The sequence below is a fragment of the Streptomyces sp. NPDC088706 genome, from assembly GCF_044752765.1.
Classification (GTDB): domain Bacteria; phylum Actinomycetota; class Actinomycetes; order Streptomycetales; family Streptomycetaceae; genus Streptomyces.
Genome location: NZ_JBIVLW010000021.1, coordinates 13,105 through 39,990, shown reverse-complemented (window position 1 = coordinate 39,990; position 26,886 = coordinate 13,105). Strand labels below are relative to the sequence as shown.

The following is a 26,886-nucleotide window of genomic DNA, read 5'->3' as shown; positions in this document are numbered from 1 at the left end:
GTGTACGGACTTTAAGGGGCAGTAGTGAACGACGGCGGTCAGAGGCAGTTCGGCCCGCTCGGCAAGGTCCTGGTGATCATTCCGACCTACAACGAGGTCGAGAACATCAGGCCGATCGTCGACCGGGTGCGCACGGCCGTGCCGGCTGCCGACATCCTGGTGGCCGACGACAACAGCCCCGACGGCACCGGGAAGGCGGCCGACGAGATCGCGGCCGCCGACGACCAGGTCCACGTCCTGCACCGCAAGGGCAAGGAAGGGCTCGGCGCCGCCTACCTCGCGGGTTTCGCCTGGGGCGCCGAGCACGGCTACGGCGTCCTCGTCGAGATGGACGCCGACGGCTCCCACCAGCCCGAGGAACTGCCCCGGCTGCTCACCGCGCTCAAGGGTGCCGACCTCGTCCTCGGCTCCCGCTGGGTGCCCGGCGGCCGGGTCGTCAACTGGCCCAAGAGCCGCGAGGCCATCTCCCGCGGCGGCAGCCTCTACTCCCGCCTCGCCCTCGGCCTCTCCGTCCGCGACGTCACCGGCGGTTACCGGGCCTTCCGGACCGAGACCCTCGAAGGCCTCGGACTCGACGAGGTCGCCTCGCAGGGGTACTGCTTCCAGGTCGACCTGGCCCGCCGCTCCGTGGAGGCCGGCTACCACGTGGTCGAGGTCCCCATCACCTTCGTGGACCGCGAGGTCGGCGACTCCAAGATGAGCCGGGACATCCTCGTCGAGGCGCTGTGGCGGGTCACCGGCTGGGGCATCACCTCCCGCGCCAACAAGGTCCTGGGCCGTAACAAACCCTGACCCCGCGCACGGGCCGATCCATGATCACCCCCTTACGCCGCTTCCACCTCCGTACGGGCACACTTGTGGCATGACGACCGGCACCCCGCCCCCGACCCGTCCCCGGCGCTCACGCGCCCGCAGATTCCTGCCGCCGGCCCTCGCCGCCTGGCTGGTCCTGGAGATCTGGCTCCTGACCGTGGTCGCGTCGGCCGCGGGCGGGCTCACCGTCCTGCTGCTCCTGGTCGCCGGGGCGCTGCTCGGTACCGTGGTGATCAAGCGGGCCGGGCGCCGCGCCTTCAAGAACCTCACCGAGACCCTCCAGCGGACGCCGGGGCAGCCCGGCGCCACCGAGGCCCCGCAGGTCACCGGCGGGAGGGGCTCGAAGGGCAACGGCCTGCTGATGCTCGGCGGGTTGCTGCTCCTGATCCCCGGCCTGATCTCGGACGCGGCCGGCCTGCTCCTGCTGGTGCCGCCCGTCCGCTCCCGGATCAGCCGCCGGGCGGAGCGGTCCCTGGAGCGCCGGATGCGGGCCGCGTCCCCCGGCGGCCTCTCGGACGCCTTCCAGCAGGCCCGTATGCGCCGGCCGGACGGAAAGGTCGTCCAGGGGGAGGTCATCCGCGAGGACGGCACCCAGCCCTCCCGTCCCGACGACCGCCCCCGGGGCCCGCGCCCGCCGCTCGCCCCCTGATCGCCGGACATGACAAGAGCCGCGGGCCGTGACACATGTTCCGTGTCACGGCCCGCGGCTCTTGTGCTGTGCTGTTGTCGCGCTCAGTGCGGTGATACGCAATGCGGTGGCGTCACGCGGTCAGGCAGACTTCCTGCTGTCCCGCGGGTGCACGGCGATGTTCATGGCTCCGGAGCGCAGAACCGCCAGCCTCTCGGCCAGCACCTCCTCCAGCTCCTCGCGGGTGCGCCGCTCCATGAGCATGTCCCAGTGCGTACGCGCAGGCTTGCCCTTCTTCTCCTCGGGGCCATCCCCGTCCACCAGGAGTGCCTGGGCGCCACACGCCTTGCACTCCCACTCCGGCGGAATCTCCGCCTCCACCGAGAACGGCATCTCGAATCGATGTCCGTTCTGGCATGCGTACTCCACCGCCTGGCGCGGGGCCAGATCGATGCCGCGGTCCGTCTCGTAGCTGGTAACCACAAGTCGCGTGCCGCGAAGAGCTCGCTCACTCATGAATCGTGCCTCCCGGGCTTGTCGCCCACAGGACAAAATGTCGCTGTCGTCGTCATCCGGTCAACGTCCGGTCGGTGGCAAAGATTCCCGTCGCCGGTCATGCGTCGCCCGTTCGTGCCGCTGCTTTATCTGGGTTGAGTACCCACCCTTGCCCGGTTTGTCACCTCTGGTGGGCGTTGTCACCCAACGGTTGAGCTGCTTTCACTCGCAGTAACGGTCCTCCGGGCAGGCCAAAGGCGTACACTACCGGCCTTTGACTTCAACGTCTAAATCCGTTCCGGTACGGGATTGCCCGCGGCCTTGATCGCACGCCGTACCGGCACCCGGGCGAGCAGCGCCGCGCCGAGGGCGAAGAACACGATCAGCGAGATGATCGCCTCCCGGTAGCTGCCGGTCAGCTGGTACGCCAGACCGAACACCAGGGGCCCCAGCCAGCTCAGTCCCCGGTCGCTCATCTCGTACGCCGAGAAGTACTCCGCCTCCTTGCCGCGCGGCACCAGATGGGAGAACAGCGAGCGCGACAGGGCCTGACTGCCGCCCAGCACCAGTCCGATGGCCGCCGCGAGAACGAAGAAGAAGACGGGCGCGTCGGCGGGCAGCAGATAGGCGGCGATCAGGATCACGGTCCACAGGGCCAGCGAGCCCAGGATCGTGCGCTTGCCGCCGTAGACCCGGGCGAGCCGGCCCATGCCCAGGGCCCCGGCCACCGCCAGGACCTGCACCAGCAGGACCGCGACGATCAGGGTCGTCTGATCCAGCCCCAGCTCCTCGGAGCCGTACAGCGAGGCCTGGGAGATCACCGTCTGGATGCCGTCGTTGTAGATGAGGTAGGCGAGCAGGAAGGAGAGGGTCAGCGGGTGGCGCCGCATGTCCCGCAGGGTGGCCATCAGCTGTTTCCAGCCGGAGCCGACCGCCCCCTCACCGTCCTGTGCCACCCGTCGGTCGCGCAGTCTGCGCAGCGGCACCAGGGTGAAGGCCCCCCACCACACACCCGCCGACGCGAGGCAGATCCGTACCGCGTCGGACTCCGTGAGCCCGAAGGACTCGTGGCCGGTGTACAGGATCAGGTTGAGGACGAGGACCAGGGCGCCCGAGGTGTAGCCGAAGGCCCAGCCCCGCGAGGAGACCGCGTCCCGCTCCTCCGGCTCGGCGATCTGCGGCAGGTAGGCGTTGTACAGGACCATCGACACGGAGATCGACGCGTTCGCCACGATCAGCAGGAACGCGCCCAGCAGATAGCGGTGGCCGTCCAGGAAGAACATCCCCGCCGTCGCCGCGGCACCCGTATAGGCGGCCGCCGCCAGCAGCGGCTTCTTGCGTCCCGTGCGGTCGGCCGCCGCGCCGACGATCGGCATCAGGATCACGGCGACCACGATGGAGGCCGAGACGGAGTACGCGAACAGGGAGCCCGCGCGCACGGGTATGCCCAGCGGGTGCACGAAGCCGTCGGGGCCGGCGGCCGCCTTGGCGATGGACGTCAGATACGGGCCGAGGAAGACCGTCAGCACGCTGGTGGAGTAGACGGAACAGGCGAAGTCGTAGAAGTACCAGCCGCGTTGTTCCCGCTTGCGCGCGGCGGCGGATCCATCGCCCGGCGGCTGCTTCGCCGGATCGGCCCATCCTGTGGTCCCGGTGCTCAACCCGCGCCCCCTCGATCGTCGCGTGCGGACGCGGACGGGTCCGGCGTCAGGCCCAGGCCCCCCGCTCGCTCAGCACCGTACGCAGCGTCTCGATGTGATCGGTCATGATGCCATCCACCCCGAGGTCCAGGAGGGCCGCCATCCGTTCGGGCTCGTTGACCGTCCAGACGTGCACCTGGAGTCCGAGCGCGTGCGCCGTACGGACGAAGCGGGCGTCGACCACCGGGACGCCGCCCTGGCGCTCCGGAACCTGCGCGCAGACCGCGCCCGCGCGCAGCGCCGCCGGGATCCCGTACGAGCGCAGCCGCAGCCCCAGGACACCGCGCACCCCGTACGAGGTGGCCAGGCGCAGGCCCGCCAGTCGGTGCGCGCGGGCCACCCGGGCCTCGGAGAACGAGCCGACGCAGATCCGGTCCCAGGCGCCGGTCCGGCGGACCAGCTCCAGGAGGGGTTCCAGCGCCGCTTCCGCCTTGACGTCCACGTTCCAGCGGGCCTCGGGGAACTCCTCCAGCAGCTCCTCGAAGAGGGGGAGCGGTTCGGTGCCTCCGACCCTGGCCCGGCGCACCTCGCTCCAGGGCAGTGCGGAGATCCTGCCCCCGGCGTCGGTGACCCGGTCCAGCGTCGCGTCGTGGAAGGCGACCAGCCGGCCGTCCGCCGTGGTGTGCACATCGGTCTCGAAGTAGCGGTATCCCGCGGCGGCCGCCCGGCGGAAGGCGGCCGCGGTGTTCTCCACGCCGTCCGCCGCCCCGCCGCGGTGCGCGAAGGCGATCGGTGTCGCGTGGTCGAGATAGGGGTGGCGGCTCTGGTTCACTGCGGCAGTATGGCCTGCCCGGACGGCGGGCCGGCGACGGGGTCGGGTCCGGCGGGATGGGGGGCGGTGGCCGTCGCCCCGGCGGGCGCGGGGAGTTCGAAGACCCGCAGGAAGAGCTGGGCCAGCGGGCCGATGGCCAGGGCGTAGAGGACCGTACCGACGCCGAGCGAGCCGCCCAGCAGGAAGCCGGTGACGACGACGGCCACCTCGATCGCCGTACGGACCAGGCGGATGGAGCGGCCCGTGACCCGGTGCAGCCCGGTCATCAGCCCGTCGCGCGGACCGGGGCCGAAGCGGGCCGCTATGTAGAGGCCGGTCGCCACCCCGTTGAGCACGATGCCCAGGACCATCACCGGGATCCGGTTGCCGAAGGAGTCGAGGTCGCCGACCAGGGCGAGCGTCCCGTCCATCGCCAGGCCGACCACGAAGACGTTCGAGACGGTGCCGAGCCCCGGGCGCTGGCGCAGCGGGATCCACAGCAGCAGCACGATCGCCCCGACGATGATCGAGACGACACCGATCGAGATGCCGGACAGCTCGGTGATGCCCTGGTGCAGGACGCCCCACGGCTCCAGGCCGAGTTCGGCGCGGACCAGGAGCGCCGAGCTCGCCCCGTACAGCGTCAGACCGGCGTATAGCTGGACCAGCCGCCTGGTGAGGTGGGTGGTACTCCGGGCGGTGGTCCTGGACACGTATTGCCCCCTGCTGTGGTGGTAGTGGACTGCTTCATGTCACCCTGTGGCAGGGGATCGGCCGCCAACCATGGCCAATCCGAGGAAGGTGGACTGATTTCGATGACCCAGTGGACTTCGACGGTGGGGGCGGCCCAGCTCGCCCGGCAGCTCCAGGCCCAGCAGCCCCGGCCCACCGGCCCCGCCGGACGGAAGCCGCCCGCCTACCGCGCGCTCGCCGACGGGGTGCGGTTGCTCGTGCTGGAGGGCCGGGTCCCGGTCGCCGCCCGGCTGCCCGCCGAGCGTGAACTGGCCCTCGCCCTCTCCGTCAGCCGTACCACCGTCGCCGCCGCCTACGAGGCGCTGCGGGCGGAGGGATTCCTGGAGTCGCGGCGCGGCGCGGGCAGCTGGACCGCGGTGCCGGCCGGGAACCCGCTGCCCGCGCGCGGCCTCGAACCGCTGCCCCCGGAGTCGCTCGGCTCGATGATCGACCTGGGCTGCGCCTCGCTGCCCGCCCCCGAGCCCTGGCTGACCCGGGCCTTCCAGGGGGCGGTGGAGGAGCTGCCGCCGTACGCCCACACCCATGGCGACTACCCGGCCGGGCTGCCCGCGCTGCGGCAGACGATCGCCGCCCGCTACACCGCGCTCGGCATCCCGACCATGCCCGAACAGATCATGGTCACCACCGGTGCGATGGGCGCCATCGACGCCATCTGCCACCTCTTCGCGGGCCGCGGCGAACGGATCGCGGTCGAGTCCCCCTCGTACGCCAACATCCTCCAGCTGATGCGCGAGACGGGCGCCCGCCTCGTCCCGGTCGCGATGGAGGAGGGGACCGGCGGCTGGGACATGAACCGGTGGCGCCAGGTGCTGCGGGATTCGTCGCCCCGGCTCGCCTATGTGGTGGCCGACTTCCACAACCCGACCGGCGCGCTCGCCGACGAGCAGCAGCGGCGGGACCTGGTCGACGCCGCCCGCTCGGCCGGCACGGTGCTGGTCGTCGACGAGACGATGAGCGAGCTCCGGCTGGACGCCGACACCGCCATGCCCCGCCGGGTCTGCGCCTTCGACCCGGCCGGCAGCACGGTGCTGACCGTCGGCTCGGCCAGCAAGGCGTTCTGGGCCGGGATGCGGATCGGCTGGGTGCGGGCGGCCCCGGACGTCATCCGCTCCCTGGTCTCCGCCCGCGCCTACGCGGACATGGGTACGCCGGTCCTGGAGCAGCTCGCCATCAACTGGCTGCTGGGTACGGGCGGCTGGGAGCAGGCGGTCGAGATCCGGCGGGACCAGGCGCGGCAGAACCGCGACGAACTGGTCGCGGCGGTGCGCCGGGAGCTGCCGGACTGGGAGTTCGCGGTGCCGCGCGGCGGGCTGACCCTCTGGGTGCGCACCGGCGGCCTCTCCGGTTCCCGGCTGGCGGTGGCGGGCGAACGCGTCGGCGTACGGGTGCCCTCGGGCCCGCGGTTCGGGGTCGACGGGGCGTTCGAGGGCTATGTGCGGCTGCCCTTCACGGTGGGCGGCCCGGTCGCGGAGGAGGCGGCGGTGCGGCTCGCGGCGGCGGTGGAGCTGGTGCGCGCCGGCGCGGGCGCCGGGGCCGACACGCCCCGCAGCTTCGTGGCCTGAGGGGGCCGGGCCGGGCGGGTGCCCGCCGAGGCACGTGCGACGGGGACACACCCGCGGGCGGGGAGACGGGCCGCCCGGCCCGTCTCCCCGCCCGCGGTCTCGCCACCGGCGGTCGGTCACCCCTCGGTGATGGCCGCCTGCGCCTTGGCCGGCAGCCCGCCCGGCATGGCCTTCACGGCCACGGGAACCTGCGCCGTGTCCTCCTGGTCGCGGGCCTCGGGGACGTGGTCGGGCAGCGTGTCCGGTTGCGCGGAGGCACCCGGCCGCTCCGGCAGCACGTCGAGCACCGCCTGCCGGTGCGCGTCGCTCGTGGCGTCGTCGTACGGGTCCGGGGTCGCGGGAACCTGGAGGCGCAGGACCGGCCCGGTGCCCAGACGTGCGTACCCCCGGCCGGCCGGAACCTCCGGCGGCGGGGTGGTGTTCGGCTCGGCGCCCAGTACGGCCGTGATCTGCTCGCGGGAGGCGGGACCGAGGACCACGCGGGCCCGGGTGTGGGTCCGTACGGTCTCGGTGAGGGCCTCCAGGGCGTCGAAATGGTCGGCCAGGACCACGGTGACCCCGGCCGCCCGCCCGTGCCGCAGCGGCACCTGGAGCAGCTCCTGCGGGTCGGGCCTGCCGTCGGCCGCCGCGAGATGGCCGAGGACGCCGGGGCGGTCCAGCAGGATCCAGAGCGGGCGCCTGACGTCCTCGGGGACCAGATGCCCTCCCTGCCGCGCCCGGTTGGTGAAGATCAGCCGCCGCTCCGTCTCGTGCGCCGCCCACTCCAGGGTGGCCAGCGCCCCGCCCAGGCCGGACTCCACGGCGAGGACTCCGGCGCGCCCGGCGAGGGCGCCGTACTCACCGGTCCCGCTGCCGTCGACGACCAGGACGTCGCCCTGCTGGAGGGCCTGGAGGGCGATGGAGCGGACCAGGGTGGTGGTGCCGCCGCCGGGCTGTCCGACGGCCAGCAGATGCGGTTCGGTGGAGCGGCCGCCGGTCCGCCAGACGACGGGGGAGGCGTCCACGGTCGTGTCGCCGTCGCGCACCGGGGCCGTGCGCCGGACCGCGTCGGGATCGGTGAAGCCGAGGACCGTCTCGCCGGGGGCGGTGACGAAGCGCTGGGCGGCGATCGAGGTCGACAGCGGGGCCGGGACGGTCATGACGAGGCGGTTGGCCTCCTCGTCCCAGGCGAAGTGGTACTCGCGGCCGCGGCCGGACTTGGTGTGCAGCAGCTGCTCGATCCGGGACCGCGCGGCGGCCTCGCCGTCGGCGAAGTACGCCGGATAGGAGACCTGGAGGCGGGTGAGCCGCCCGTCGCCGTCGAAGGCGTACCCGTCGAAGGCCTTCTCCCAGTCGCCGCCGTGGGCGAACAGCGGGTCGGGGTCCTCGGGCACCGAGAAGTACGGCACGAGCGCCTCGTACAGGGCGCGCAGCCGTGCGGACTCCGCGTCGTCCGGGCCGGTCTTCACGGGGGTCCGCTCCCGCCCCTTCCATGCGGCGGCGCCCATCACCGCGATCAGGGCCAGGATCGGCCCGTACGGCACGAGCACCACCGCGAGCACGCAGGCCGCGGCCAGGAACAGCTTGGGACCACGCCGTTCCTTGGGTGTCGCGGCCCACTTCTGCCGGCCGGAGACGGCCAGCAGCCGCAGACCACGCAGGATCGTGATCAGCGGATGGAGCACATCGGTGGCACTGTCGGCGGCCGTGCGCGCGATCTCTCTGCCGCGAGTGATCGAGGCGCTGCCGCTGCTCAGAATGCGGGGGAGTGGTCGCCGGGCCACAGCTGTCTCCTGAAGGGGTGGGAGCGGTTGCGGAGCGTCAGAACTTGATCCCGCCCAGCAGACCGGCGAGGCTCGCCCCGCCGGCCGTGATGCTCGGCGCGATCGCGGTGCCGGCCAGGTAGAAGCCGAACAGCGCGCAGACGATGGCGTGGGAGGCCTTGAGCCCGTCCTTCTTGAAGAACAGGAAGACGACGATGGCGAGCAGTACCACGCCCGAGATGGAAAGGATCATGAGCGGATCTCCTGGTCGAGGGGACAGTCACCATGAGTCCTTCCAGGATCACGCGAAGTATCTATACAATAAAAGGTGCAATCGAGTGAATAAAGCGCATTTTCACTTGACCGGGTGAGCGAAGCCCCCGGCCCGCGCGCGGTATCGCGGAGTCCGTGCCGGACAGGAGTCGTCCGAGGTGATCTTTTGCCGTAACCGGGCCCGGTCATGTCCCTCCCGGAGCAGTACCCTGTCGATTCACTCGTACGGCCCCGTGCCGTACACCCCCCGGTCACCAGCGGCGGCGACAGCCGCCGCACGGTCAAGGAAGGCGGCCCGCGCGATGAGCGAAACCCCCGATCCCGAGGTGGTCGAACTGGCGACCAAGGTCTTCGGCCTGGCCCGCGCCGGCGAGACCGAGGCGCTCGCCGCATACGTCGACGCCGGCGTCCCCGCCGACCTGACCAACGACCGGGGCGACTCGCTGCTGATGCTCGCCGCCTACCACGGACACGCCGAGGCGGTCGCCGCCCTCGTCGCCCGCGGCGCCGACCCGGACCGGGCCAACGACCGCGGCCAGACCCCGCTGGCCGGAGCCGTTTTCAAGGGCGAGGACGCCGTCATCGACGCGCTCCTCGCCGCGGGCGCCGACCCCGCCGCCGGAACGCCGTCCGCCCGGGACACGGCCCTGATGTTCGGCAAGGCCGACCTGCTGGAACGCTTCGGTGCCCGGTGACACGGCGGCGGGCGCACCTGCCGGTGTGTCCGTCGAGGGGTCCGCTGACCGGTCCGTCGTAAATGTGGTCGCGGTGGCGAAATGGCTGGGTCATCATGACGTCGCGGGTCCGTTTCGGGCCACCGACGAGAGGCAGAGGAAGATGCTCTACACCAAGCACAGGACCGCGGTCGGTCGATCATGTCACTGCGCGGCGTAGGGGTGTCCCCCGGACACCCCCTCGTGCCCACGGGCACGGGGCACTGCACAGTCCCGGTTGCGTCGACAGCTTGATGTGAGGCTTTCTCCCATGTTCGATCCGTTCATAGCGCCGAGCGGCACCCTGCTCGGCCTGCTGCAGAGGGGCCGCGGCGACGGCACGCTCCACGCGCTCGCCGCACCGCGCCCCAAGGCCCTCGCGGCCCTCAACCACTGCGTCGTGAGCGACCCCCGTCACGACTGGCAGGTGGAGAACCGCTCCCTCTACTACGCCCGCCTGTACCTGGATCTCGACGGCGGCATCGAAGAGATCGAGCGCCACCTCGGTGACCCCGAGGACCACGCGGACACCGACGACTCCCGTACCGGCCTCGCGCTCTCCGTCCTCGGCCACCTGGCCTCCTACGGACGCGACGACGCCCTGGCACTGCTCCGCCGCTACGCGGCCACCGGCGCCAACTGGGCCTGGGCCCTGGACGAGCTCGCCCTGCGCGACGACGACGCGGGCCTGCGCTCCCTCGCCCTGCCCGTCCTGGGTCGCTTTCCGGCCACCGAGGAAGGCACCGCCGAGCTCGCCGCGGTCGTACGCGACTCCTTCGAGCCGCGCCCCTGGCGGCTCTGGGCCGACGACCCGCGCGAAGGCGTCGGCGCCCGGGTGAGGGCCGCCACCGAACAGGGCTCCTTCGACCGGTGGCAGCGCCAGATGCGCCCCGGCGGCCCCCGCCCCGGCTGGAGCGTCCAGGCCGTCTTCGACTGGGCCCAGCAGGCCCTGGAGCGCGGCAGCGAACTGCACGTCCCCGCGGCCCGCTGCCTGTCCGCCGTCGCCGGACCCGACGACCGCCCCGAGATCGTCGAGGCCGCCCGCAACGGCTCCGACGGCGCCCGCTGCGCCGCCCTGCACTACCTCGCCGAGGCGGCCGACCCCGCCGTCCTCGACCTCATCGAGTCCGCCGCCCTCAGCCCCGCCCGCACGGTCGCCGACGCGGCCGTCGCCGCCTTCGAGCGGATGTGCGGGGACGACGCCGTGGAACGCGCCCGCCGCTGGGCCAGGCGCCCCGACGCCCTCGGGGCCTCGGCCGCCGGGATCCTCGCCTGCCGCGGCACCGCCCAGGACGCTCCCCAAGTCCTCGGCGCGCTGCGGGAGGCCGTACGCGGCGACGGACCCGACGCCCCCCGGCTCTGGACCCTCGTGGACGGCACCGGCCGCCTCGGCATCGCCTGCGCCGCCCCCGTACTGCGCCACGTCTACCGCGAGACGTCCTCCTCCCACCTGCGCGGCCGGGCCGCCCGGGCCCTCGCCGCCACCGACCCCACCTTCGCCACCGGTTTCGCGGTGGAGTGCCTGTGGGACTGCGAGGAGACCACCCGCGAGGTGGCCGCCCTGCACGCCGAGACCGGAGACATCCGCGTCGCCGAACGGCTGCGCCGCCTCGCCGCCGACCCGGCCGAGGAGGCCGAGGTGCAGACGGCGGTACGCAGCAGGATCGGACCGGACGCACCGGCCCTCTGACCGGTCCGCGCCGCTGTGCCTGCGGGTTCGCGCCCGCCGGCACAGAATGGCGCCATGACCGGACGCTGGGAGTTCTGGATCGACCGGGGCGGCACCTTCACCGATGTGGTGGGCCGCCGCCCCGACGGCCGGCTGGTCACCCGCAAGCTCCTCTCGCACGACCCCGCCCGCTACGACGACGCGGCCGTGGCCGGAATCCGACTGCTCCTCGGCCTCGGCGACGGTGAGCCCGTGCCCGCCGACCGGGTCGCCGCCGTCCGGATGGGCACCACCGTCGCCACCAACGCCCTGCTGGAGCGGCGCGGCGAGCCGACCGTCCTGCTCATCACCGCAGGATTCCGGGACGCGCTGAAGATCGCGTACCAGAACCGCCCCCGCCTCTTCGACCGGCACATCGTCCTGCCGGAGGCCGTCCACCAGCGCGTGATCGAGGTCCCGGAACGTGTCGACGCCGAGGGGCGCACCGTACGGGCCCTCGAACTCGACCCCGTACGCGAGCGGCTGCGCGAGGCCCACGCCGACGGACTGCGCAGCGCGGCCGTCGTCCTGATGCACGGCTACCGCCACCCCGCCCACGAGGAGGCCGTCGCCGCGGCGGCCCGCGAGGCCGGGTTCACCCAGGTGAGCACCTCCCACGAGGTCAGCCCCCTCATCAGGCTCGTCCCCCGCGGCGACACCACGGTCGTCGACGCCTACCTCTCACCCGTGCTGCGCCGGTACGTCGACGAGGTCGCCGCCCGCCTCGAAGGCATCCGGCTCCTGTTCATGCAGTCCAACGGCGGACTGCGCGAAGCCGCCCGGTTCCGCGGCAAGGACGCCGTCCTCTCCGGCCCGGCCGGGGGTGTCGTCGGCATGGCCCGCACGTCGCAGCAGGCCGGACACGACCGGGTCATCGGCTTCGACATGGGCGGCACCTCCACCGATGTGTCGCACTACGCCGGGGAGTTCGAAAGGGAGCTGGGCACCCAGGTCGCCGGGGTGCGCATGCGCGCCCCGATGATGAGCATCCACACCGTCGCGGCGGGCGGCGGCTCGCTGCTCCACTTCGACGGCCGCCGCTACCGCGTCGGCCCCGACTCCGCGGGCGCCGAACCCGGCCCCGCCTGCTACCGCCGCGGCGGCCCGCTCACCGTCACCGACGCCAACGTCATGCTCGGCCGCATCCAGCCCGCCCACTTCCCCGCCGTCTTCGGCCCGGACGGCGATCTGCCGCTCGACGCCGACCACGTACGGACACGGTTCGCGGAGCTCGCCGACGAGATCGGGCGCGCCACGGGGGACCGGCCGGCCGAGGCCGAAGTGGCGGCGGGCTTCCTGGAGATCGCCGTGCTCGACATGGCCAACGCCGTCAAGAAGATCTCCGTGCAGCGCGGCCACGACATCACCCGCTACGCCCTCACCGGCTTCGGCGGCGCGGGTGGCCAGCACGTCTGCGCCGTCGCCGACGCGCTGTCCATCGACACCGTCCTCGTACCTCCGCTCGCCGGGGTGCTCTCCGCGTACGGCATCGGCCTGGCCGACGCCACCGCGATGCGCGAGCAGTCCGTGGAGGCCGAACTCGACGAGACCGTACGGGAGCGGGTCGAACAGCTCTGCGCGGAGCTGGCCGACCGTGCGCGGGACGACCTGCGCGCCGACGGAGTGCCCGATTCCGCGATCACCACCCGCGCCCGGATCCTGCTGCGGTACGCGGGGACGGACGCGGCGCTCGCCGTGGTGCCGGCTTCGGTGGCGGCGATGAGCGAGGAGTTCGCGGCCGGGCACCGCACCCGGTTCGGCTTCACGATGGACAAGCCGATCGTCGTCGAGACCCTCTCGGTGGAGGCCACGGGGGCAACGGGCGAGCACGGCGTCGACCCGCGTGAGACCGCACCCCGCGAAGGCGCACTCCAGCCGCGCGACACCGTGACCCTGTACGCCGAGGGCCGGGAGCAACAGGCCCCCCTCCACCGCCGCGAGGACCTCCACCCCACCGACACCGTCACCGGGCCCGCCGTCATCGCGGAGGATGACGGCACCACCGTCGTCGACCCCGGCTGGCGGGCGGCGGGCAGCACCACCGGGCACCTGGTGCTTACCCGGGCCCGGCCCCGGGCGGACCGGACGGCCGTCGGCACCCGCGTGGATCCGGTGATGCTGGAGGTCTTCAACAGCCTCTTCATGTCCATCGCCGAGCAGATGGGCGTCCGCCTGGAGAACACCGCGCACTCCGTCAACATCAAGGAGCGCCTCGACTTCTCCTGCGCCCTCTTCGACGCCGGGGGCGACCTGATCGCCAACGCCCCGCACATCCCGGTGCACCTCGGCTCCATGGGGGAGTCCATCAAGGAGGTGCTCCGCCGCAACGAGGGCACCCTGCGACCCGGAGACGTGTACGCCGTCAACGACCCGTACCACGGGGGCACGCACCTGCCCGATGTCACCGTGGTGACGCCCGTGTTCGACGGGGGACAGCTCCGGTTCCTCGTCGCCTCGCGCGGCCACCACGCCGAGATCGGCGGCACCACCCCCGGCTCCATGCCCGCCTTCAGCCGGACGATCCACGAGGAGGGCGTGCTCTTCGACAACTGGCTGCTGGTCCGCGACGGCCGGCTCCGCCAGGCCGAGACCCGGGACCTGCTCGCCTCGGCCCCGTACCCCTCCCGCTCCCCGGACACCAACCTCGCCGACCTCCGCGCCCAGATCGCCGCCAACGAGAAGGGGATCGCCGAACTCCGGCGGATGACCGACCAGTTCGGGTCCGACGTCGTCGCGGCCTACATGGGTCACGTCCAGGACAACGCCGAGGAGTCCGTACGCCGGATCGTCGCCCGGCTCCACGACGGCAGCTTCCGCTACGAGACCGACGGCGGGGCCGTGATCCAGGTGAGGCTCACCGTCGACCGGGACGCCCGCAGCGCCGTCCTCGACTTCACCGGCACCTCGCCGCAGCAGCCCGGCAACGCCAACGCGCCCCGCTCGGTGGTGATGGCCGCCGTCCTGTATGTCTTCCGCACCCTCGTCGGCGAGGACATCCCGCTCAACAGCGGGTGTCTGAAGCCGCTGGACGTGCGGATCCCGCCCGGTTCGATGCTCGACCCCAGCTATCCGGCGGCGACCGTCGCGGGCAATGTGGAGACCTCCCAGGCCGTCACCGGAGCGCTGTACGGGGCGCTCGGTGGCCAGGCCGAGGGGTCCGGCACCATGAACAACCTCACCTTCGGCAACGACCGGGTCCAGTACTACGAGACGCTCGCCAGCGGGTCCGGGGCGGGCGACGGCTTCGAGGGCACCGACGCCGTACAGACCCATATGACCAACTCCCGGCTCACCGACCCCGAGATCCTGGAGTGGCGGCTGCCCGTACTGCTGGAGAGTTTCACCGTCCGGGAAGGCAGCGGGGGCGCGGGGCGGTGGCACGGCGGCGGGGGAGTGGAGCGCCGGATCCGCTTCCTGGAACCGGTCACGGTGGCGCTGCTCTCGGGGCACCGGCGGATCCCGCCGTACGGGGCGAAGGGCGGGGAGCCGGGGGCGCTCGGCGAGCAGCACATCGAGCGGGCGGGCGGCGCGGTCGAGCGGCTGGAGGGGTGCGACACCGCCCAACTGGAGGCCGGTGACGTGCTGGTGGTGCGGACGCCGGGCGGCGGGGGATACGGACCCGCGGCCCACCGGTGAGCCGCCCGGCAGCCCCTTCCACCGGATGCGGGGACCCGCCTGCCGCCGGTCGCATAAACGCCGTTTCGACCGTTGTCAGTGCGAGGACCTAATCTGTCCCTCGTGACTTCGCCTGCCGACACGGAAAACGCTGCGCCGCAGCTCAGCGCGGGACCGAGGCCTGCCCCGGGCCCCGCCGCCGACGAGGGGCTCTCGCGTCGGCTGCGCGCGCTCGCGTGCACGGCGCCGCTGCACGACCTCGACATGCGCAAGGCGAATCTGGCCGGGGAGTACACGGTCTACGCCATGGCGGAGGTCGCTCTCGCGGCGATCGACCACGTCACGCTCAACATGGACTTCGACACCGGTGCCGACCATGACCAGATAGTGGCCAGGCTGCTGCCCCGCGTCGGCGCCCAGGCCCCGGACCGCCCCGTCGCCGAGCACGAACGGGTCGCGCGCTGGGTCCTGGAGAACCTGATCAACGTCGGCAGCGTCGACCGCGGCTTCCGCGCGGTCTACGGCACCTTCGGGCCCGACGGGGTCTACGTCCGCCGGGACTACGACTTCAAGCTGATCGAGGAGGTCCCGGGGTACGGCGGCACGGTCTACCTCCGCGCCACCGACGAAGCGGTCAACGTCCTCGTCGGTGCCCTGGACACCGATGTCACCAGCGCCCAGATCGCCGCCGAGGTCAAGCTGGAGGTCCTGATCAGCCGGGGCCGCCTCGCCGACGCCCAGCTCGCCGCCGAACAGGCCCGCTACCGCACCGTGCAGTACGCCGAGACGCTGCGCCGCACACTGGAGGCCACCCGGCGCAACGTCCGCGCGGTCGACTGGCTCACCACCGTCCCGGACATGATCGCCGAGGCCCTGGACCACGTGGCCGACCGCTACCGCCACGAGAACGCGATCCTCACCAACATCCGCAAGGCGCGCGACGAGGCCGAGGACCCCGAGCACAAGCGCCGGGCCGCCGAGCTCGTCGACATCGTGAAGGACTGCATCCGCCGCCACACCCAGCTCCAGTCCCGGCTGCTGGAGGCAGGACCCCTCTTCCGCGCCGAGCAGGACCGGCAGGCGTTCGCCACCCCGACCGCCCACGCGGGCCTCGACCTGTACGGTCAGCTCCTCGCCCCGCTCCTCCCGCTCCCCGTCGAGCAGTCCCTCCGTGCCACCGACGCGTTCTTCGCCCACGGCACCGGGCTGCGCACGCCCACCTCCGTCCGCGTCGGCGACCTGGTCGACATGCTGTTGACACCGCCGCTGGAGCGGGAGCACCTGGGCATGGAGATGCCCGAGCCCGACCTCATCGCCACCCCGGACGACAGCCGGTTCAGCGACGCCCAGCTGAGCAGTGCCATGGCCCTGCTGGACCTGGAGCACGACGCGCCGCGCAGGCTCTCCGGGCTGCTCGCCGAGGCCCGCCGGGGCGACCCCGACCTGCCCTACCTGGTCGCCCTGCTCGCCGTCCACGCGGCCAGCCCGCCGGTGGGCACCGCCTACCGCCAGGGCGAGCGCCGCCTGCTCTTCGCGGTGGACGACGGTACGGAGCTGGAGGACCCGGAGTTCGGCGGCGCCGACCTGATCGTGGGGACCGCCCTGCTGGACGCCGCCGGAATGGCCGCGGACCGCAAGGAGGCCTCATGACCGGCCCCGCCCCCTTCCCGCACCCGCACGCTTTCCGTACCGAGGAGTCCCAGCCGTGAGCGACCACGACGCCGAGCACCCCGACGCGTGGACCGAGCCCGCCGCGTACACCGGTTCCCCCGCCGCGTACACCGGTTCCCCCTCCGCGTACGCGGGTGACTCCGCCCGCCCGCAGGGTGCCGAGGCCACCGGCCAGCCGGCCGTCATCCCGGCCGACGCCGCCGACGCGGCCCGGCTGGTCTCCTTCGGACTCCAGCCCAAGCTGCTGCCCGCCCGCGACGCCGAGTACGCCGACCTGCTCCGCCGGTACCGGGAGGAGAGCGCCTTCGCCCGGCTCGCCGACGCCGTCGCCACCGGGCTCGGCCTCATCGTCCTGGAGGTCTCCCCGCGCGCCGGGATGGCCGTCACCGCGGGCGAGGACTCCGTCTTCGCCGTCCGCATGGGCGACTACGCCCGCCGCGCCTCCTCCGACGCAGCCGACCGCTTCCTCCACGGCCTCGCCCACCTCGCCGTCGCCGCCCTCGCCTTCCCCCGCCCCGAGGACCTCGCCGACGACGCGTACATCGGCCGCATCACGGTCAACGGTGTCGACGCCTTCGTACGCCAGGCCTGTCGGCGGCTGGAGGAGCGCGCCGAGGAGCAGGGCGACAACACCGACCCCGCCACCGACACCCCCGGCCTCGAATCCGGCTGGCGGATCTACGCCCGCCGCAGCTCCACCGGCGCCACCAAGGACGCCCGGCGCCTCGCCGGATCCACCACCGGCATCATCGGCAAGGCCGTCGCCTTCCTCACCGACTCCGGCTTCCTCCAGCGCACCGGCGACGACGCGGGCGGCGCCTACCGCACCACCGCCCGCTACCAGCTCCAGGTCCGCGACATGGCGGGCAGCGCCGCCATGACCGAGCTGCTGGAGCTCGGTGTCGTCCCGGTCACCGACGGCACCGCCACCCTGCTGCCGCCGTCCGACCCCGACGACCTGGAGCTGGCCGCCGACGCGGGTCTGCCCTTCCACTCCTCCTGACCCCGCCCCCACTCCGCGCCCCAGCCCGCCACCTGCCGCTCCGCACCCGCTCACCGAATGACGAGAGTCCGCCGCCATGTACGAGTTGTCCCGGGTCCGCCTCTACTCCATCGGGCCTGCCGGTGCGCGCTACGCCGACACCGTCCTCGACCTGCGCGGCGTCGGTGAACCCGTCCCCGACCCGGCCCCTACCCAGGCGGAGTTCTTCGAGGACGAGCCGGTCGGTCCGCCGCGCCGCCCCGCTCCGGCGGGCGTGCTCTTCCTGGAGAACGGCGGCGGCAAGTCCGTCCTGCTCAAACTGATCTTCTCGGTGATGCTCCCCGGTCACCGCAACACCCTCGGCGGCGCCAGCTCCGGCGTGCTGCGCAAGTTCCTGCTCGCCGACGACTGCGGCCATGTCGCCCTGGAGTGGCAGCACACCCTCACCGGTGAGTGCGTCGTCGTGGGCAAGGTCAGCGAGTGGCGGGGGCGGCAGGTCTCCAACGACCCGCGGAAGTTCGCCGAGGCCTGGTACTCGTTCCGGCCCGGCCCGGGGCTCAGCCTGGACAGCCTGCCCGTCGCGGAGGCCACCGCCGTCGGCCGCCCCGCCGAAGGGGTCTCCGGAGCCCGGGGCAGGCGCCGCACCATGAAGGGCTTCCGCGACGCCCTGGTGGACGCCGGCAAGTTCTACCAGCACCTCGACGTGCACTGGGAGGAGATCCACGACCGCTGGAACGAACACCTCGGCGACCTCGGACTCGACCCCGAGCTCTTCCGCTACCAGCGCGAGATGAACGCCGACGAGGGCGAGGCCGCCGGACTCTTCGCGGTCAAGAAGGACTCCGACTTCACCGACCTGCTGCTCCGCGCCGTCACCGACACCCGCGACACCGACGGACTCGCCGACCTGGTCAGCGGCTTCGGCAACAAGCTGGGCCGCCGCGCCGAGCTGACCGCCGAACGCGACTTCACCGCGGGCTCCGTCGACCTGCTGGGCCGGATCGTCGAGGTCACCGGGGCCCGCGCCCGCAGCCGCGACATCCACACCGCCGCCGAGCGCCGCACCCGCACCCTGGCCCGCCGCCTCACCGCCCGCGCCGCCGAGGAGCGCGGTCGTACCGCCGAGCTGGCCGAGCGGGTCACCGCCGCCGCCCACACCGTCACCGAGGCCGAGTCCACCCGCGGCCACCGCTCCCTGATCGCCGCCGAACTCGCCTACCGGCACGCCTCCCTGGCCCTGGCCGGCGCCGAGAGGAGCGCCGCCGCCGGACGCAAGGAGCTGGCCGAGGCCCGCACCCTGCACGCCGCCTGGCAGGCCGCCGAGGCCGTCCTGCGCCACCGCGCCGCCGCCGACCGCTCCGCCCGGGTCGCCGTCGCCATCCGCGAGGCCGAGCGCGACGCCGCCCCGGCCCTCGCCGCCCGCGCCACCGCCGCCGCCGACCTCGTACGGGCGCTGCACACCGCGGCCGAGGACGGCGAGCGCGTCGCCAACGAGCAGGAGGAGCGCTCCGACGCCCTCCAGGCCACCGGCGAGCGCGCCCACCGCGACACCACCGTCGCCGCCACCGAGGCCCAGCGCGCCCGCAGCGAGGCCGGCCACCTGCGCCAGCGCCTCGCCGAGGTCGAACAGGAGACCGGCGAGGCCGTCCGGGCCGGCTGGCTCGACGACACCGCCCCCGATGCCGATCCGGCCCGCGCCGCCCTGGCCGCGAGCGACGCCGAGCAGTCCGCCGTCGCCGCCTGGGACACCGCCCGCGAGGCCGCCCGCACCGCCGCCGACCACGCCCGGGAGACCGCGGCCGCCGAGAGCCGCGCCGAGCTGGCGGCCGCCCGCGCCGCCGACGCGGCCAAGGCGGCGGAACAGAGTTACGAGGACGAGCTCAGGGCCGCCGAGTCCATCGCCGCCGACCCCCGCCTCGCCGACCTGCTCGGCCTGCCCTCCGTGACGGGCGTCCCGCACCCCCGCCGGGGAGCGGCCGAGGAGACCTCGGGACCGGACCGCGGAGCCGCCGGGCGCAGCGCGTCACAGGGCGACGACTCCGCCGTGACCGGCCACCCGGGCGACGGAAGCGCCCACCACGGCGCCGGCCCGGGGCCCGGCCACCCGAGCGATGGCCCCACCCCCGCCTCCGAGGCCGCCCCGGACCGCGCGGTCGCCCTCGCCGACCAGCCCGTCCCCGCCCACCAGCCGCTGAGCGCCCAGGAATTCGACCGCGGCGCCGACGAGCTGCGCGACCTCCTCGACCAGTCCGTCACCGCCGCCGAACGGCGCCTGTTCGACCTGCGCACCGCCGCCGCCGACGACGCCCGTATCCTCGGGGCGCTCGGTGAGGGCGGGCTGCTGCCCCCGGGCCCCGACGTCCTGGCCACCGTCGAGTATCTGGGCGAGCACGGCATCCCCGCCCTGCCCGGCTGGCGCTATCTCGCCCAGGCCGTCGACCCGGTGGACCACGCCGCCGTGCTGGCCGCCCGCCCGGAGCTCGTCGACGGTGTCGTCATCACCGACCCGGACGCCCACACCCGCGCCCGCGACGTCCTCGGCGGCGCGGCGCTGCTGCCCCGTTCGGCCGTCGCCGTCGGCACCGCCGCCGCCCTGCTCGCCCCCGTCCCGGACCCCGGAACCGGGTCCGACGCGCTCCACGACGGCGTCTTCCTCGTCCCGCCGAACCCGGCCATGCACGACGAACACGCCGCCGACGAGGAGCGCCACGCCCTGCGCTCCCGCGCCGCCGCCCGGGACGAGGACATCCGGACGCTCGCCGCCCGGCTCTCCGGGGACCGCTCCCTCGCCGGCCGCATCGGTTCCTGGCGCGCCGACTGCCCGCCCGGCATGCTCGCCGAGCTGGCCGAGGCCGCCGCCACCGCCCGTACGGCCGCCGAGAGCGCCGAAGCCGTCCTCGCCGAGGCCCGCACCGCGCGCGCCGAAGCCGACGAGGCCGCCGCCGACACCGCCCGGGTCCGCGAGGAGCGCCAGGAGGCCGCCCAGCGCGCCCGCCGGGTCGCCGACGCCCTGGCCGGGCTCGCCCACCGGCTGCGGGAGCGGGCCCGCTGGCAGGTCCGGCTGCGCGAACTGGTCGACGAGGCCGCCGAGTCCGAGGCCCGCGCCGCCGTCTGCCTCGACCTGGCCCGCTCCGCCGACGAGGACCGCAGGGCCGCCCAGCGTGCCGGGGACGACGCCCGCCGCACCGCCCGCGCCCTGCGCGCCGAACGCGCCGAGATCGCCGGCGCCCCGGAGACCGTCCCGGAGCCCGAGGCGAGCGGGCCCCGCACCGCGCTGCCCACCCTCCGCGAGGCCTACCGGGCCGCCTCCCAGCTGTACGAGAAGGTCGGCGTCGGCGCCGACCTGCGCGCCGAGCAGGCCCGCGCCGAGAGCGCCGAGAGCGCCGCCCTCGCCGAGCTGGACCGCCTCACCAACAAGGTCCGTACCCGCGCCGCCCAGCTCCTGGAGGGCACCGACGGGGCCGACGGCCCCTCCCGCCAGGCCGCCGCCGCCCGCGCCGAATCCCACGTACAGCTCCTGGAGACCCGCGCCTCCACCGCCAGCGAGCAGCTGGGCCGGTTCCGTGGCGAGGCCGAGCGGCTCGCCCCCGACGACGAGCGGCCGCACCACACCGAGCTGCCCGACGAGCTGGTCCCCGCCGACGCCGAACAGGCCCAGGCCCTCCTGCGTACGGCCACCGGCGAACTGGCCTCCGCCACCGCCGCCCTGGACACCGCCCGCACCGCCCACGGCGAGCTGCTCCACGCCCACCGCACCGCCGAGGACTCGGCCGGCGGCTTCGACGAGACCGCCGCCCTCCTGCGCGACCTCCTGCGCGACCACGGCACGGAGGACGGCACCGACGCCCCCGACCCGTACCCCGGCACCCTGGAGGAGGCCCGGCAGTCCGCCGCCGAGGCCCGCCGCTCCCTGCGCGGCTGCACCACCGACCTCTCGGCCGCCGAGAGCGCCGTGCGGGAAGCGAGCGACATCCTCGTCCGGCACGCCAACTCCACCCGCTACGAGCAGGTCCGCACCCCGGCCCGCCAGCAGATCCGCGAACTCCCCGCCTCCGCGCTGCCTGAGCACGCCCGGAAATGGGCCGACGCCTTCGCGCCCCGGCTGCGCGTCCTGACCGACGAGCTGGTCCAGCTGGAGCGCAACCGGGACTCCATCGTCGACCGGCTGCGCGGCCTGGTCGAGTCCGCCCTCGCCACGCTCCGCTCCGCCCAGCGGCTCTCCCAGCTCCCCGAGGGGCTGGGGGAGTGGTCGGGGCAGGAGTTCCTCCGGATCCGCTTCGAGGAGCCCGACCAGGCCACCCTCACCGGACGACTCGGCGAGGTCATCGATGAGGCGACGCACGCCGCTCTGAAGAAGAACTCCGACCTGCGCCGGGACGGCATGTCCCTGTTGCTGCGGGGCGTCGAGGCAGCCCTGCGGCCCAAGGGCATCGCCGTGGAGATCCTCAAGCCGGACGCCGTGCTCCGCGCCGAACGCGTCCCGGTCGGGCAGATGGGCGACGTCTTCTCCGGCGGCCAGCTCCTCACCGCCGCCATCGCCCTCTACTGCACGATGGCGGCGCTGCGCAGCAACGACCGGGGCCGCGACCGCCACCGGCACGCGGGTACCCTGTTCCTGGACAATCCGATCGGCCGGGCCAACGCCACATATCTGCTGGAACTCCAGCGCGCGGTCTCCGACGCGCTCGGCGTGCAGCTGCTCTACACGACGGGTCTCTTCGACACGACCGCGCTGGCCGAATTCCCGCTGGTCATCCGGTTGCGCAACGACGCCGACCTGAGGGCCGGGCTGAAGTACATCAGTGTGGAGGAGCACCTGCGACCCGGGCTGCCCCAGCAGGACCCGGACGGCGAGACGGTCCACGGTGAGATCACGGCGACCCGCATGTTCAAGCGGAGCGGGCAGCAGGCGGCGGAACCGCGGCCGGAGACGTAATCCTCAGGTGGCGGAACCGCGGCCGGAGACGCAATCCGCAGGCGGCGGAACCGCGGCCGGAGACGCAATCCGCAGGCGGCGGAACCGCGACCGGAGACGTAATCCGCAGGCGGCGGGACCGCGGCCGAGGCGTGATCGGTCCGGCGGGCCTCAGGCCCGGGACAGATCGCCGGTGCTCCGGCCGCCGCGTATCCTGCCGCCCGCCTCGTCCCGCTCGGCCGCTCGCGCCGCCCGCTGGGCCCTGCGCCGCTCCCGGCGCATCTGCCGGGCGGTGCTGCTCGGCTCGGACACCACGCCGTGGCGCTGGTTCCACACCTGCCGGGTGACCCAGACGTCCAGTACCGCCCAGGTGGCCACCACCGTGCTGGCCACGCCGCTGAGCACCATCGGGAAGGCCAACCAGGAGCCGGCCAGCGTGCACAGGAACGCGACCACCGCCTGGATGATCGTCAACGACATGATGAGGACGGCCCGCACTGCGGCCGTCCGCACCGCGTCGGGCATCCGCCGCTTTCCGGCCGGCTCCTCCACCCACAACTGCCGCGGCACCCGCGCGCCTTCCACGGCGTCCGCCCTCGCGGTGCCGACCGGTGCTCCGGCGCTCCCGCGCTCCTGCGTGCTCAAGGTCCTTCAACTCCCCACCACTGTCCGACTTCAGGGTGGCTGCCCGGCTTGCGCCGGTTCTACGTCGGCGGACGGACTGCGAACCGCCGCGCGCGCTCCCGCCCTGCGTCTACCCCGTACATATGGACGAACCACCCGCTCGGAAGATTCCCCCGGAAAGCCACCACGGGCGCGGAAAGTCACGGAACGAAGAATTCCAGCCAACTGATATGGGCCCGTACCGAGCGGATCGGCGCGGATCCTCTGTCGCTTTTGCGAGTTTCATCTCCGGGAATACCGGGACAACTCACGATCAAAACCTGGCCGGACGGCTGAAAATCATCCGGACGTCTCTTCGAGTTGTCTCTGTGTCAGTAGTAGGCTCGCGCCGTTTATTGACGCAGGACGGACCCTCGCCCGCGTCGGCCCGACGCGCACCGGTTGTACGCGGGGCGAACGTCGGGGCAGGGTCGAGGGGCGACCGGGAGAAGACCACCCCCGCGGTGCGGGGTCGATCTGGGGGAGGCCATGCGCTTTCGCGGGAAGTCCATCCGCAGGAAGATCGTGGCGTTGCTGCTGGTGCCGCTCGTCTCCCTCACGGGCCTCTGGGTCCTCGCCACGTACGTCACCGGCCGTCAGGCGAGCGAGCTGATGAGCGTCAGCAACACCGTGGACCGGGTCGCCGGTCCCCTGGAGGAAGCGGTCCGGGTCGTGCAGGCGGAACGCCGGCAGACCTTGGTCTTCCTGGCCGACCCGCGCGCTTCCGACGCCCTGCCCCTGCTGCTGAGCCGGCGCGCCGACACCGACCGGGTCGTGGCCCAGGTCAGGGACAGCGCCCGGCGGCCCGACGTACGCGAGTCGCTCGACGCGGAGGCCCGCACCCGCCTCGACGCCATCCTGAGCGCCGTCGACGGCCTGGACTCCCTGCGCGCGTCGGTCGAGAAACGCACCATCGGCCGGGCGAAGGCGCTGGACTTCTACAACGGCCTCGTCGACCCCGCGTACCGCTTCCTCAACGGTCTCCACACCACGGAGAACGCGTCGATGGACAAGCAGATGCGGGCGCTGGTCGGGATATCCAGGGCCCGCGAGATGCTGTCGCGTGAGGACGCGCTGGTCGCGTCGGGCCTGATCGCGGGCCGCTTCACCACCTCGGAACTGCGCCAGATATCGGGCCTGGTGGCCCAGCGCCGACTGCTCTACGACGTCAGCCTCGAAAACCTCCCCGCCGCCGAACGCCGACGCGTGGGGCAGTTCTGGAGCAGCCCGGACGCCGAACCGCTCGCCACCGCCGAGGACACGCTGATCGCCGCCGGGCCCACCAAGCGTCCGGGTGCCGTCGACCCCGCGCGCTGGCAGGCGGTGGCCCCACCCGTCCTCGACCGGCTGGCGAACGACTCCACGGAGATGGGCAACCGCTTCCAGGACCGTGCGGAACCGGCCGGATACCGGGTCCTCGCCCAGGCCGGTGTCGCCGGCGTCCTCGGGTTCCTGGCCCTGATCGTCTCGGTCTTCGTCTCCGTACGGATCGGCCGTGAGCTCGCCCGCGACCTCTCCCGGCTCCGCAAGGACGCCCACGAGGTCTCCGGCGTCCGGCTGCCGAGCGTCATGCGGCGGCTGGCCGCCGGCGAACAGGTCGACGTCGAGACCGAGGCCCCGCACCTGACCTATGAGCGCGACGAGATCGGCCAGGTCGGCCAGGCGCTCAACACCCTGCAGCGCGCCGCCGTCGAGGCCGCGGTCAAGCAGGCGGACATGCGCCGCGGTGTCTCCGAGGTCTTCGTCAACCTCGCCCGCCGCAACCAGGTCCTCCTGCACCGCCAGCTGACCCTGCTGGACACCATGGAACGCCGCACCGAGAACACCGACGAGCTCGCCGACCTGTTCCGCCTGGACCACCTCACCACCCGTATGCGGCGCCACGCCGAAGGGCTCGTGATCCTCTCCGGCGCCGCCCCCTCCCGCCAGTGGCGCAAGCCCATCCAGCTCATGGACGTGGTGCGGGCCGCCGTCGCCGAGGTCGAGGACTACGAACGCGTCGAGGTCCGGCGGCTGCCCCGGATCGGGGTGGGCGGCCCCGCCGTCGCCGACCTCACCCACCTCATCGCCGAACTCCTGGAGAACGCCACCGTCTTCTCGCCCCCGCACACCGCGGTCCAGGTGCACGGCGAACGCGTCTCCAACGGCTTCACCCTCGAAATCCACGACCGAGGCCTCGGCATGCCCCCCGAGGTCCTCCTCGACGCCAACCTGAGGCTCGCCGAGACCCCCGACTTCGAGCTGTCCGACACCGACCGCCTCGGCCTCTTCGTGGTCAGCCGGCTCGCCCAGCGCCAGAACGTCCGGGTCTCCCTGCAGAAGTCGCCGTACGGGGGCACCACCGCGGTCGTGTTCATCCCCGCCGCCCTCCTCACCGAGGCCCCCGACACCCACGGCACCGGCTTCCGTCTCGACCGCCGCGCCGAGCGGGCGATCGGCAGCGGCCGGACCGCAGACGCGGAGCGGGACACCGATGGCCCCCCGGCGGGCGGCGACCGCAGGGTCAACGGCGGGTCCGCCGTCCTCTCTCCGGTCCCCACCGGCCTCACCGGCCTCACCGGCCTCACCGGACCAGGGTTGCCCGACGGACCGGTCGAACTGGAAGCCCCGGACGACCCGCTGGGCCGTGCCCCGGACCCGGCCCTCGATCCGGCCCTGGGACCCGTGCTCGACGGCGTCTCCGACCTGGAGGACACCGAGAGCGAGCGCGGCGGTATCTTCCGCGCCCGCGACCTGCGCCGCGACGACGACCGGCGGCAGCACCGCGACGACGACCGGCGGCAGCGCCGCACCGAGGACCGGGACCGCCGCCGCGCCGCCGACCGGGAACCGCGCCGCGCCGAGGACCGCGAACAGCACCAGCAGACGCGTGACCACGGCGACGGACCCACGGCCGAGGTCCGCCCGATGCGCCCCGCGGGCCCGGTGCCGCTGCCGCGCCGTACACCGCCGAGGCCGGCCACCGACCGGGGCCGCCGCATGGGCGACCACGACCCCGCCGGCACCGCCACCGAGCCGCCCACGACCGCACCCCGCACCCCGACCGGCCCGGTCGCGCACACCACCCCCTGGGCCGCCCGCGCCGCACAGCGCACGCCCGTACCGCTCAGCAGCGCCGAACGACCGCCCCGCACCGACGAGGTGCGGCGCGAGAACACCGAGGCGCCGAACGGCCCGACCGCCCCCGACACCGTGGGCGGCCTGCCCCGGCGGGTCCGGCAGGCCAGCCTCGCCCACCAGCTCCGTGCGGAGTCCGCAGACCGGACTCCGCACCGGGCGCCCGTGGACACGGCCGACGACTTCGACCGTGACGCGGACGAGGTACGCGACCGCATGGCTTCACTCCAGCGCGGCTGGCAGCGCGGTCGTCGGCAGAACGCCGAGGACCCCGAGGACGCAGCCGGCTCCGAGGGAACAGCACCAGGAACCACTCCGGGAGGGGACGGTCCATGACCGCACCGAACGCCGCAGCATCCAACCCCGCACGCCACGGCTCGGGCGAACTGAACTGGCTGCTCGACGAACTCGTCCAGCGCGTCGCCAGCATCCGCAAGGCGCTGGTGCTCTCCAGCGACGGGCTCGCCACAGGCACCTCGCAGGACCTGACCCGCGAGGACAGCGAGCACCTCGCCGCCGTCGCCTCCGGGTTCCACAGCCTCGCCAAGGGCGTGGGACGCCACTTCGACGCCGGCCAGGTGCGCCAGACCGTCGTCGAACTCGACGAGGCGTTCCTCTTCGTCACCGCGGCCGGGGACGGCAGCTGTCTCGCCGTCCTCGCCGACGCCGATTCCGACGTCGGCCAGGTGGCGTACGAGATGACGCTGATGGTCAAGCGCGTGGGGGCCCACCTGGCCAACGCCCCACGGACGACCGGTCTGCCCGCCGGAGGGTGAGTGGCGGGC

General features: G+C 73.7%; 18 protein-coding genes. 11 read left to right on the top strand and 7 right to left on the bottom strand.

Annotated features, from left to right (window positions below; all coding sequences use genetic code 11):
- Positions 1–24: 24 nt before the first annotated feature.
- Positions 25–792, top strand: coding sequence for a polyprenol monophosphomannose synthase (locus tag ACIQAK_RS30130; protein ID WP_366392171.1), 768 nt, complete (start codon positions 25–27; stop codon positions 790–792).
- Positions 793–862: 70 nt separating this feature from the next.
- Complete coding sequence (fxsA, locus tag ACIQAK_RS30125; RefSeq protein WP_366392172.1) at positions 863–1,462, top strand: FxsA family membrane protein; 600 nt, start codon at positions 863–865, stop codon at positions 1,460–1,462.
- Positions 1,463–1,582: 120 nt separating this feature from the next.
- On the opposite strand, the gene ACIQAK_RS30120 is transcribed toward fxsA, so the two are convergent.
- The 4 genes from ACIQAK_RS30120 to ACIQAK_RS30105 form a co-directional block, all read right to left on the bottom strand.
- Positions 1,583–1,957 (bottom strand): RNA polymerase-binding protein RbpA, encoded by a 375-nt coding sequence (locus ACIQAK_RS30120; protein ID WP_003959706.1) that lies wholly within the window; start codon positions 1,955–1,957, stop codon positions 1,583–1,585.
- 266 nt (positions 1,958–2,223) lie between these two features.
- Positions 2,224–3,597, bottom strand: a complete 1,374-nt coding sequence (locus tag ACIQAK_RS30115; RefSeq protein WP_366392173.1) for an MFS transporter — start codon at positions 3,595–3,597, stop codon at positions 2,224–2,226.
- Positions 3,598–3,643: 46 nt separating this feature from the next.
- Positions 3,644–4,408, bottom strand: a complete 765-nt coding sequence (locus ACIQAK_RS30110) for a glycerophosphodiester phosphodiesterase family protein (RefSeq protein WP_366392174.1) — start codon at positions 4,406–4,408, stop codon at positions 3,644–3,646.
- Positions 4,405–5,100, bottom strand: a complete 696-nt coding sequence (locus ACIQAK_RS30105) for a hypothetical protein (protein WP_366392175.1) — start codon at positions 5,098–5,100, stop codon at positions 4,405–4,407. The genes ACIQAK_RS30110 and ACIQAK_RS30105 overlap by 4 nt, the downstream gene beginning before the upstream one ends.
- 102 nt (positions 5,101–5,202) lie before the next feature.
- On the opposite strand from ACIQAK_RS30105, the gene ACIQAK_RS30100 reads away from it, so the two are divergent.
- On the top strand, positions 5,203–6,702 hold the full coding sequence (locus ACIQAK_RS30100) for a PLP-dependent aminotransferase family protein (RefSeq protein ID WP_366392176.1): 1,500 nt from the start codon (positions 5,203–5,205) through the stop codon (positions 6,700–6,702).
- A 116-nt stretch (positions 6,703–6,818) separates the two neighbouring features.
- Here ACIQAK_RS30100 and ACIQAK_RS30095 read toward each other — a convergent pair whose 3' ends face one another.
- Together ACIQAK_RS30095 and ACIQAK_RS30090 are read right to left on the bottom strand one after the other, a co-directional pair.
- Entirely contained in the window at positions 6,819–8,465 is a 1,647-nt protein-coding gene (locus ACIQAK_RS30095) for a hypothetical protein (RefSeq protein ID WP_366392177.1), read from the bottom strand.
- A gap of 37 nt (positions 8,466–8,502) precedes the next feature.
- Positions 8,503–8,697 carry a hypothetical protein gene (locus ACIQAK_RS30090; protein ID WP_003970432.1) on the bottom strand — a complete coding sequence of 65 codons (195 nt, stop codon included), beginning with the start codon at positions 8,695–8,697 and terminating at the stop codon, positions 8,503–8,505.
- Between the two features lie 322 nt (positions 8,698–9,019).
- On the opposite strand from ACIQAK_RS30090, the gene ACIQAK_RS30085 reads away from it, so the two are divergent.
- The 6 genes from ACIQAK_RS30085 (at position 9,020) to ACIQAK_RS30060 (ending at position 22,342) form a co-directional block, all read left to right on the top strand.
- Complete coding sequence (locus ACIQAK_RS30085; RefSeq protein ID WP_366392178.1) at positions 9,020–9,412, top strand: ankyrin repeat domain-containing protein; 393 nt, start codon at positions 9,020–9,022, stop codon at positions 9,410–9,412.
- 289 nt (positions 9,413–9,701) lie between these two features.
- Positions 9,702–11,120, top strand: coding sequence for a HEAT repeat domain-containing protein (locus tag ACIQAK_RS30080; protein WP_366392179.1), 1,419 nt, complete (start codon positions 9,702–9,704; stop codon positions 11,118–11,120).
- A 54-nt stretch (positions 11,121–11,174) separates the two neighbouring features.
- Positions 11,175–14,774: a hydantoinase B/oxoprolinase family protein gene (locus tag ACIQAK_RS30075; RefSeq protein WP_366392180.1), complete on the top strand. Its 3,600-nt coding sequence runs from the start codon at positions 11,175–11,177 to the stop codon at positions 14,772–14,774.
- 102 nt (positions 14,775–14,876) lie between these two features.
- Positions 14,877–16,403 (top strand): hypothetical protein, encoded by a 1,527-nt coding sequence (locus ACIQAK_RS30070; protein WP_366392181.1) that lies wholly within the window; start codon positions 14,877–14,879, stop codon positions 16,401–16,403.
- Between the two features lie 55 nt (positions 16,404–16,458).
- Entirely contained in the window at positions 16,459–17,427 is a 969-nt protein-coding gene (locus ACIQAK_RS30065) for a hypothetical protein (protein WP_366392182.1), read from the top strand.
- A 76-nt stretch (positions 17,428–17,503) separates the two neighbouring features.
- Positions 17,504–22,342, top strand: coding sequence for a hypothetical protein (locus ACIQAK_RS30060; protein WP_366392183.1), 4,839 nt, complete (start codon positions 17,504–17,506; stop codon positions 22,340–22,342).
- A gap of 150 nt (positions 22,343–22,492) precedes the next feature.
- On the opposite strand, the gene ACIQAK_RS30055 is transcribed toward ACIQAK_RS30060, so the two are convergent.
- A complete protein-coding gene (locus ACIQAK_RS30055; protein ID WP_401372419.1) occupies positions 22,493–22,966 on the bottom strand; it encodes a hypothetical protein in 474 nt (157 codons plus the stop codon).
- A 507-nt stretch (positions 22,967–23,473) separates the two neighbouring features.
- On the opposite strand from ACIQAK_RS30055, the gene ACIQAK_RS30050 reads away from it, so the two are divergent.
- Together ACIQAK_RS30050 and ACIQAK_RS30045 are read left to right on the top strand one after the other, a co-directional pair.
- Positions 23,474–26,437 (top strand): nitrate- and nitrite sensing domain-containing protein, encoded by a 2,964-nt coding sequence (locus tag ACIQAK_RS30050; RefSeq protein ID WP_366392184.1) that lies wholly within the window; start codon positions 23,474–23,476, stop codon positions 26,435–26,437.
- Entirely contained in the window at positions 26,434–26,877 is a 444-nt protein-coding gene (locus tag ACIQAK_RS30045) for a roadblock/LC7 domain-containing protein (protein ID WP_366392185.1), read from the top strand. The genes ACIQAK_RS30050 and ACIQAK_RS30045 overlap by 4 nt, the downstream gene beginning before the upstream one ends.
- The last annotated feature ends 9 nt before the right edge of the window (positions 26,878–26,886 follow it).

Bases quoted from the DNA above. Each gene is read 5' to 3' on its own strand.
- ACIQAK_RS30085 (WP_366392178.1), top strand. From the start codon at position 9,020: ATGAGCGAAACCCCCGATCCCGAGGTGGTCGAACTGGCGACCAAGGTC.
- ACIQAK_RS30090 (WP_003970432.1), bottom strand. From the start codon at position 8,697: ATGATCCTTTCCATCTCGGGCGTGGTACTGCTCGCCATCGTCGTCTTC.
- ACIQAK_RS30120 (WP_003959706.1), bottom strand. From the start codon at position 1,957: ATGAGTGAGCGAGCTCTTCGCGGCACGCGACTTGTGGTTACCAGCTAC.
- ACIQAK_RS30080 (WP_366392179.1), top strand. From the start codon at position 9,702: ATGTTCGATCCGTTCATAGCGCCGAGCGGCACCCTGCTCGGCCTGCTG.
- fxsA (WP_366392172.1), top strand. From the start codon at position 863: ATGACGACCGGCACCCCGCCCCCGACCCGTCCCCGGCGCTCACGCGCC.
- ACIQAK_RS30075 (WP_366392180.1), top strand. From the start codon at position 11,175: ATGACCGGACGCTGGGAGTTCTGGATCGACCGGGGCGGCACCTTCACC.
- ACIQAK_RS30050 (WP_366392184.1), top strand. From the start codon at position 23,474: ATGCGCTTTCGCGGGAAGTCCATCCGCAGGAAGATCGTGGCGTTGCTG.
- ACIQAK_RS30045 (WP_366392185.1), top strand. From the start codon at position 26,434: ATGACCGCACCGAACGCCGCAGCATCCAACCCCGCACGCCACGGCTCG.
- ACIQAK_RS30060 (WP_366392183.1), top strand. From the start codon at position 17,504: ATGTACGAGTTGTCCCGGGTCCGCCTCTACTCCATCGGGCCTGCCGGT.
- ACIQAK_RS30100 (WP_366392176.1), top strand. From the start codon at position 5,203: ATGACCCAGTGGACTTCGACGGTGGGGGCGGCCCAGCTCGCCCGGCAG.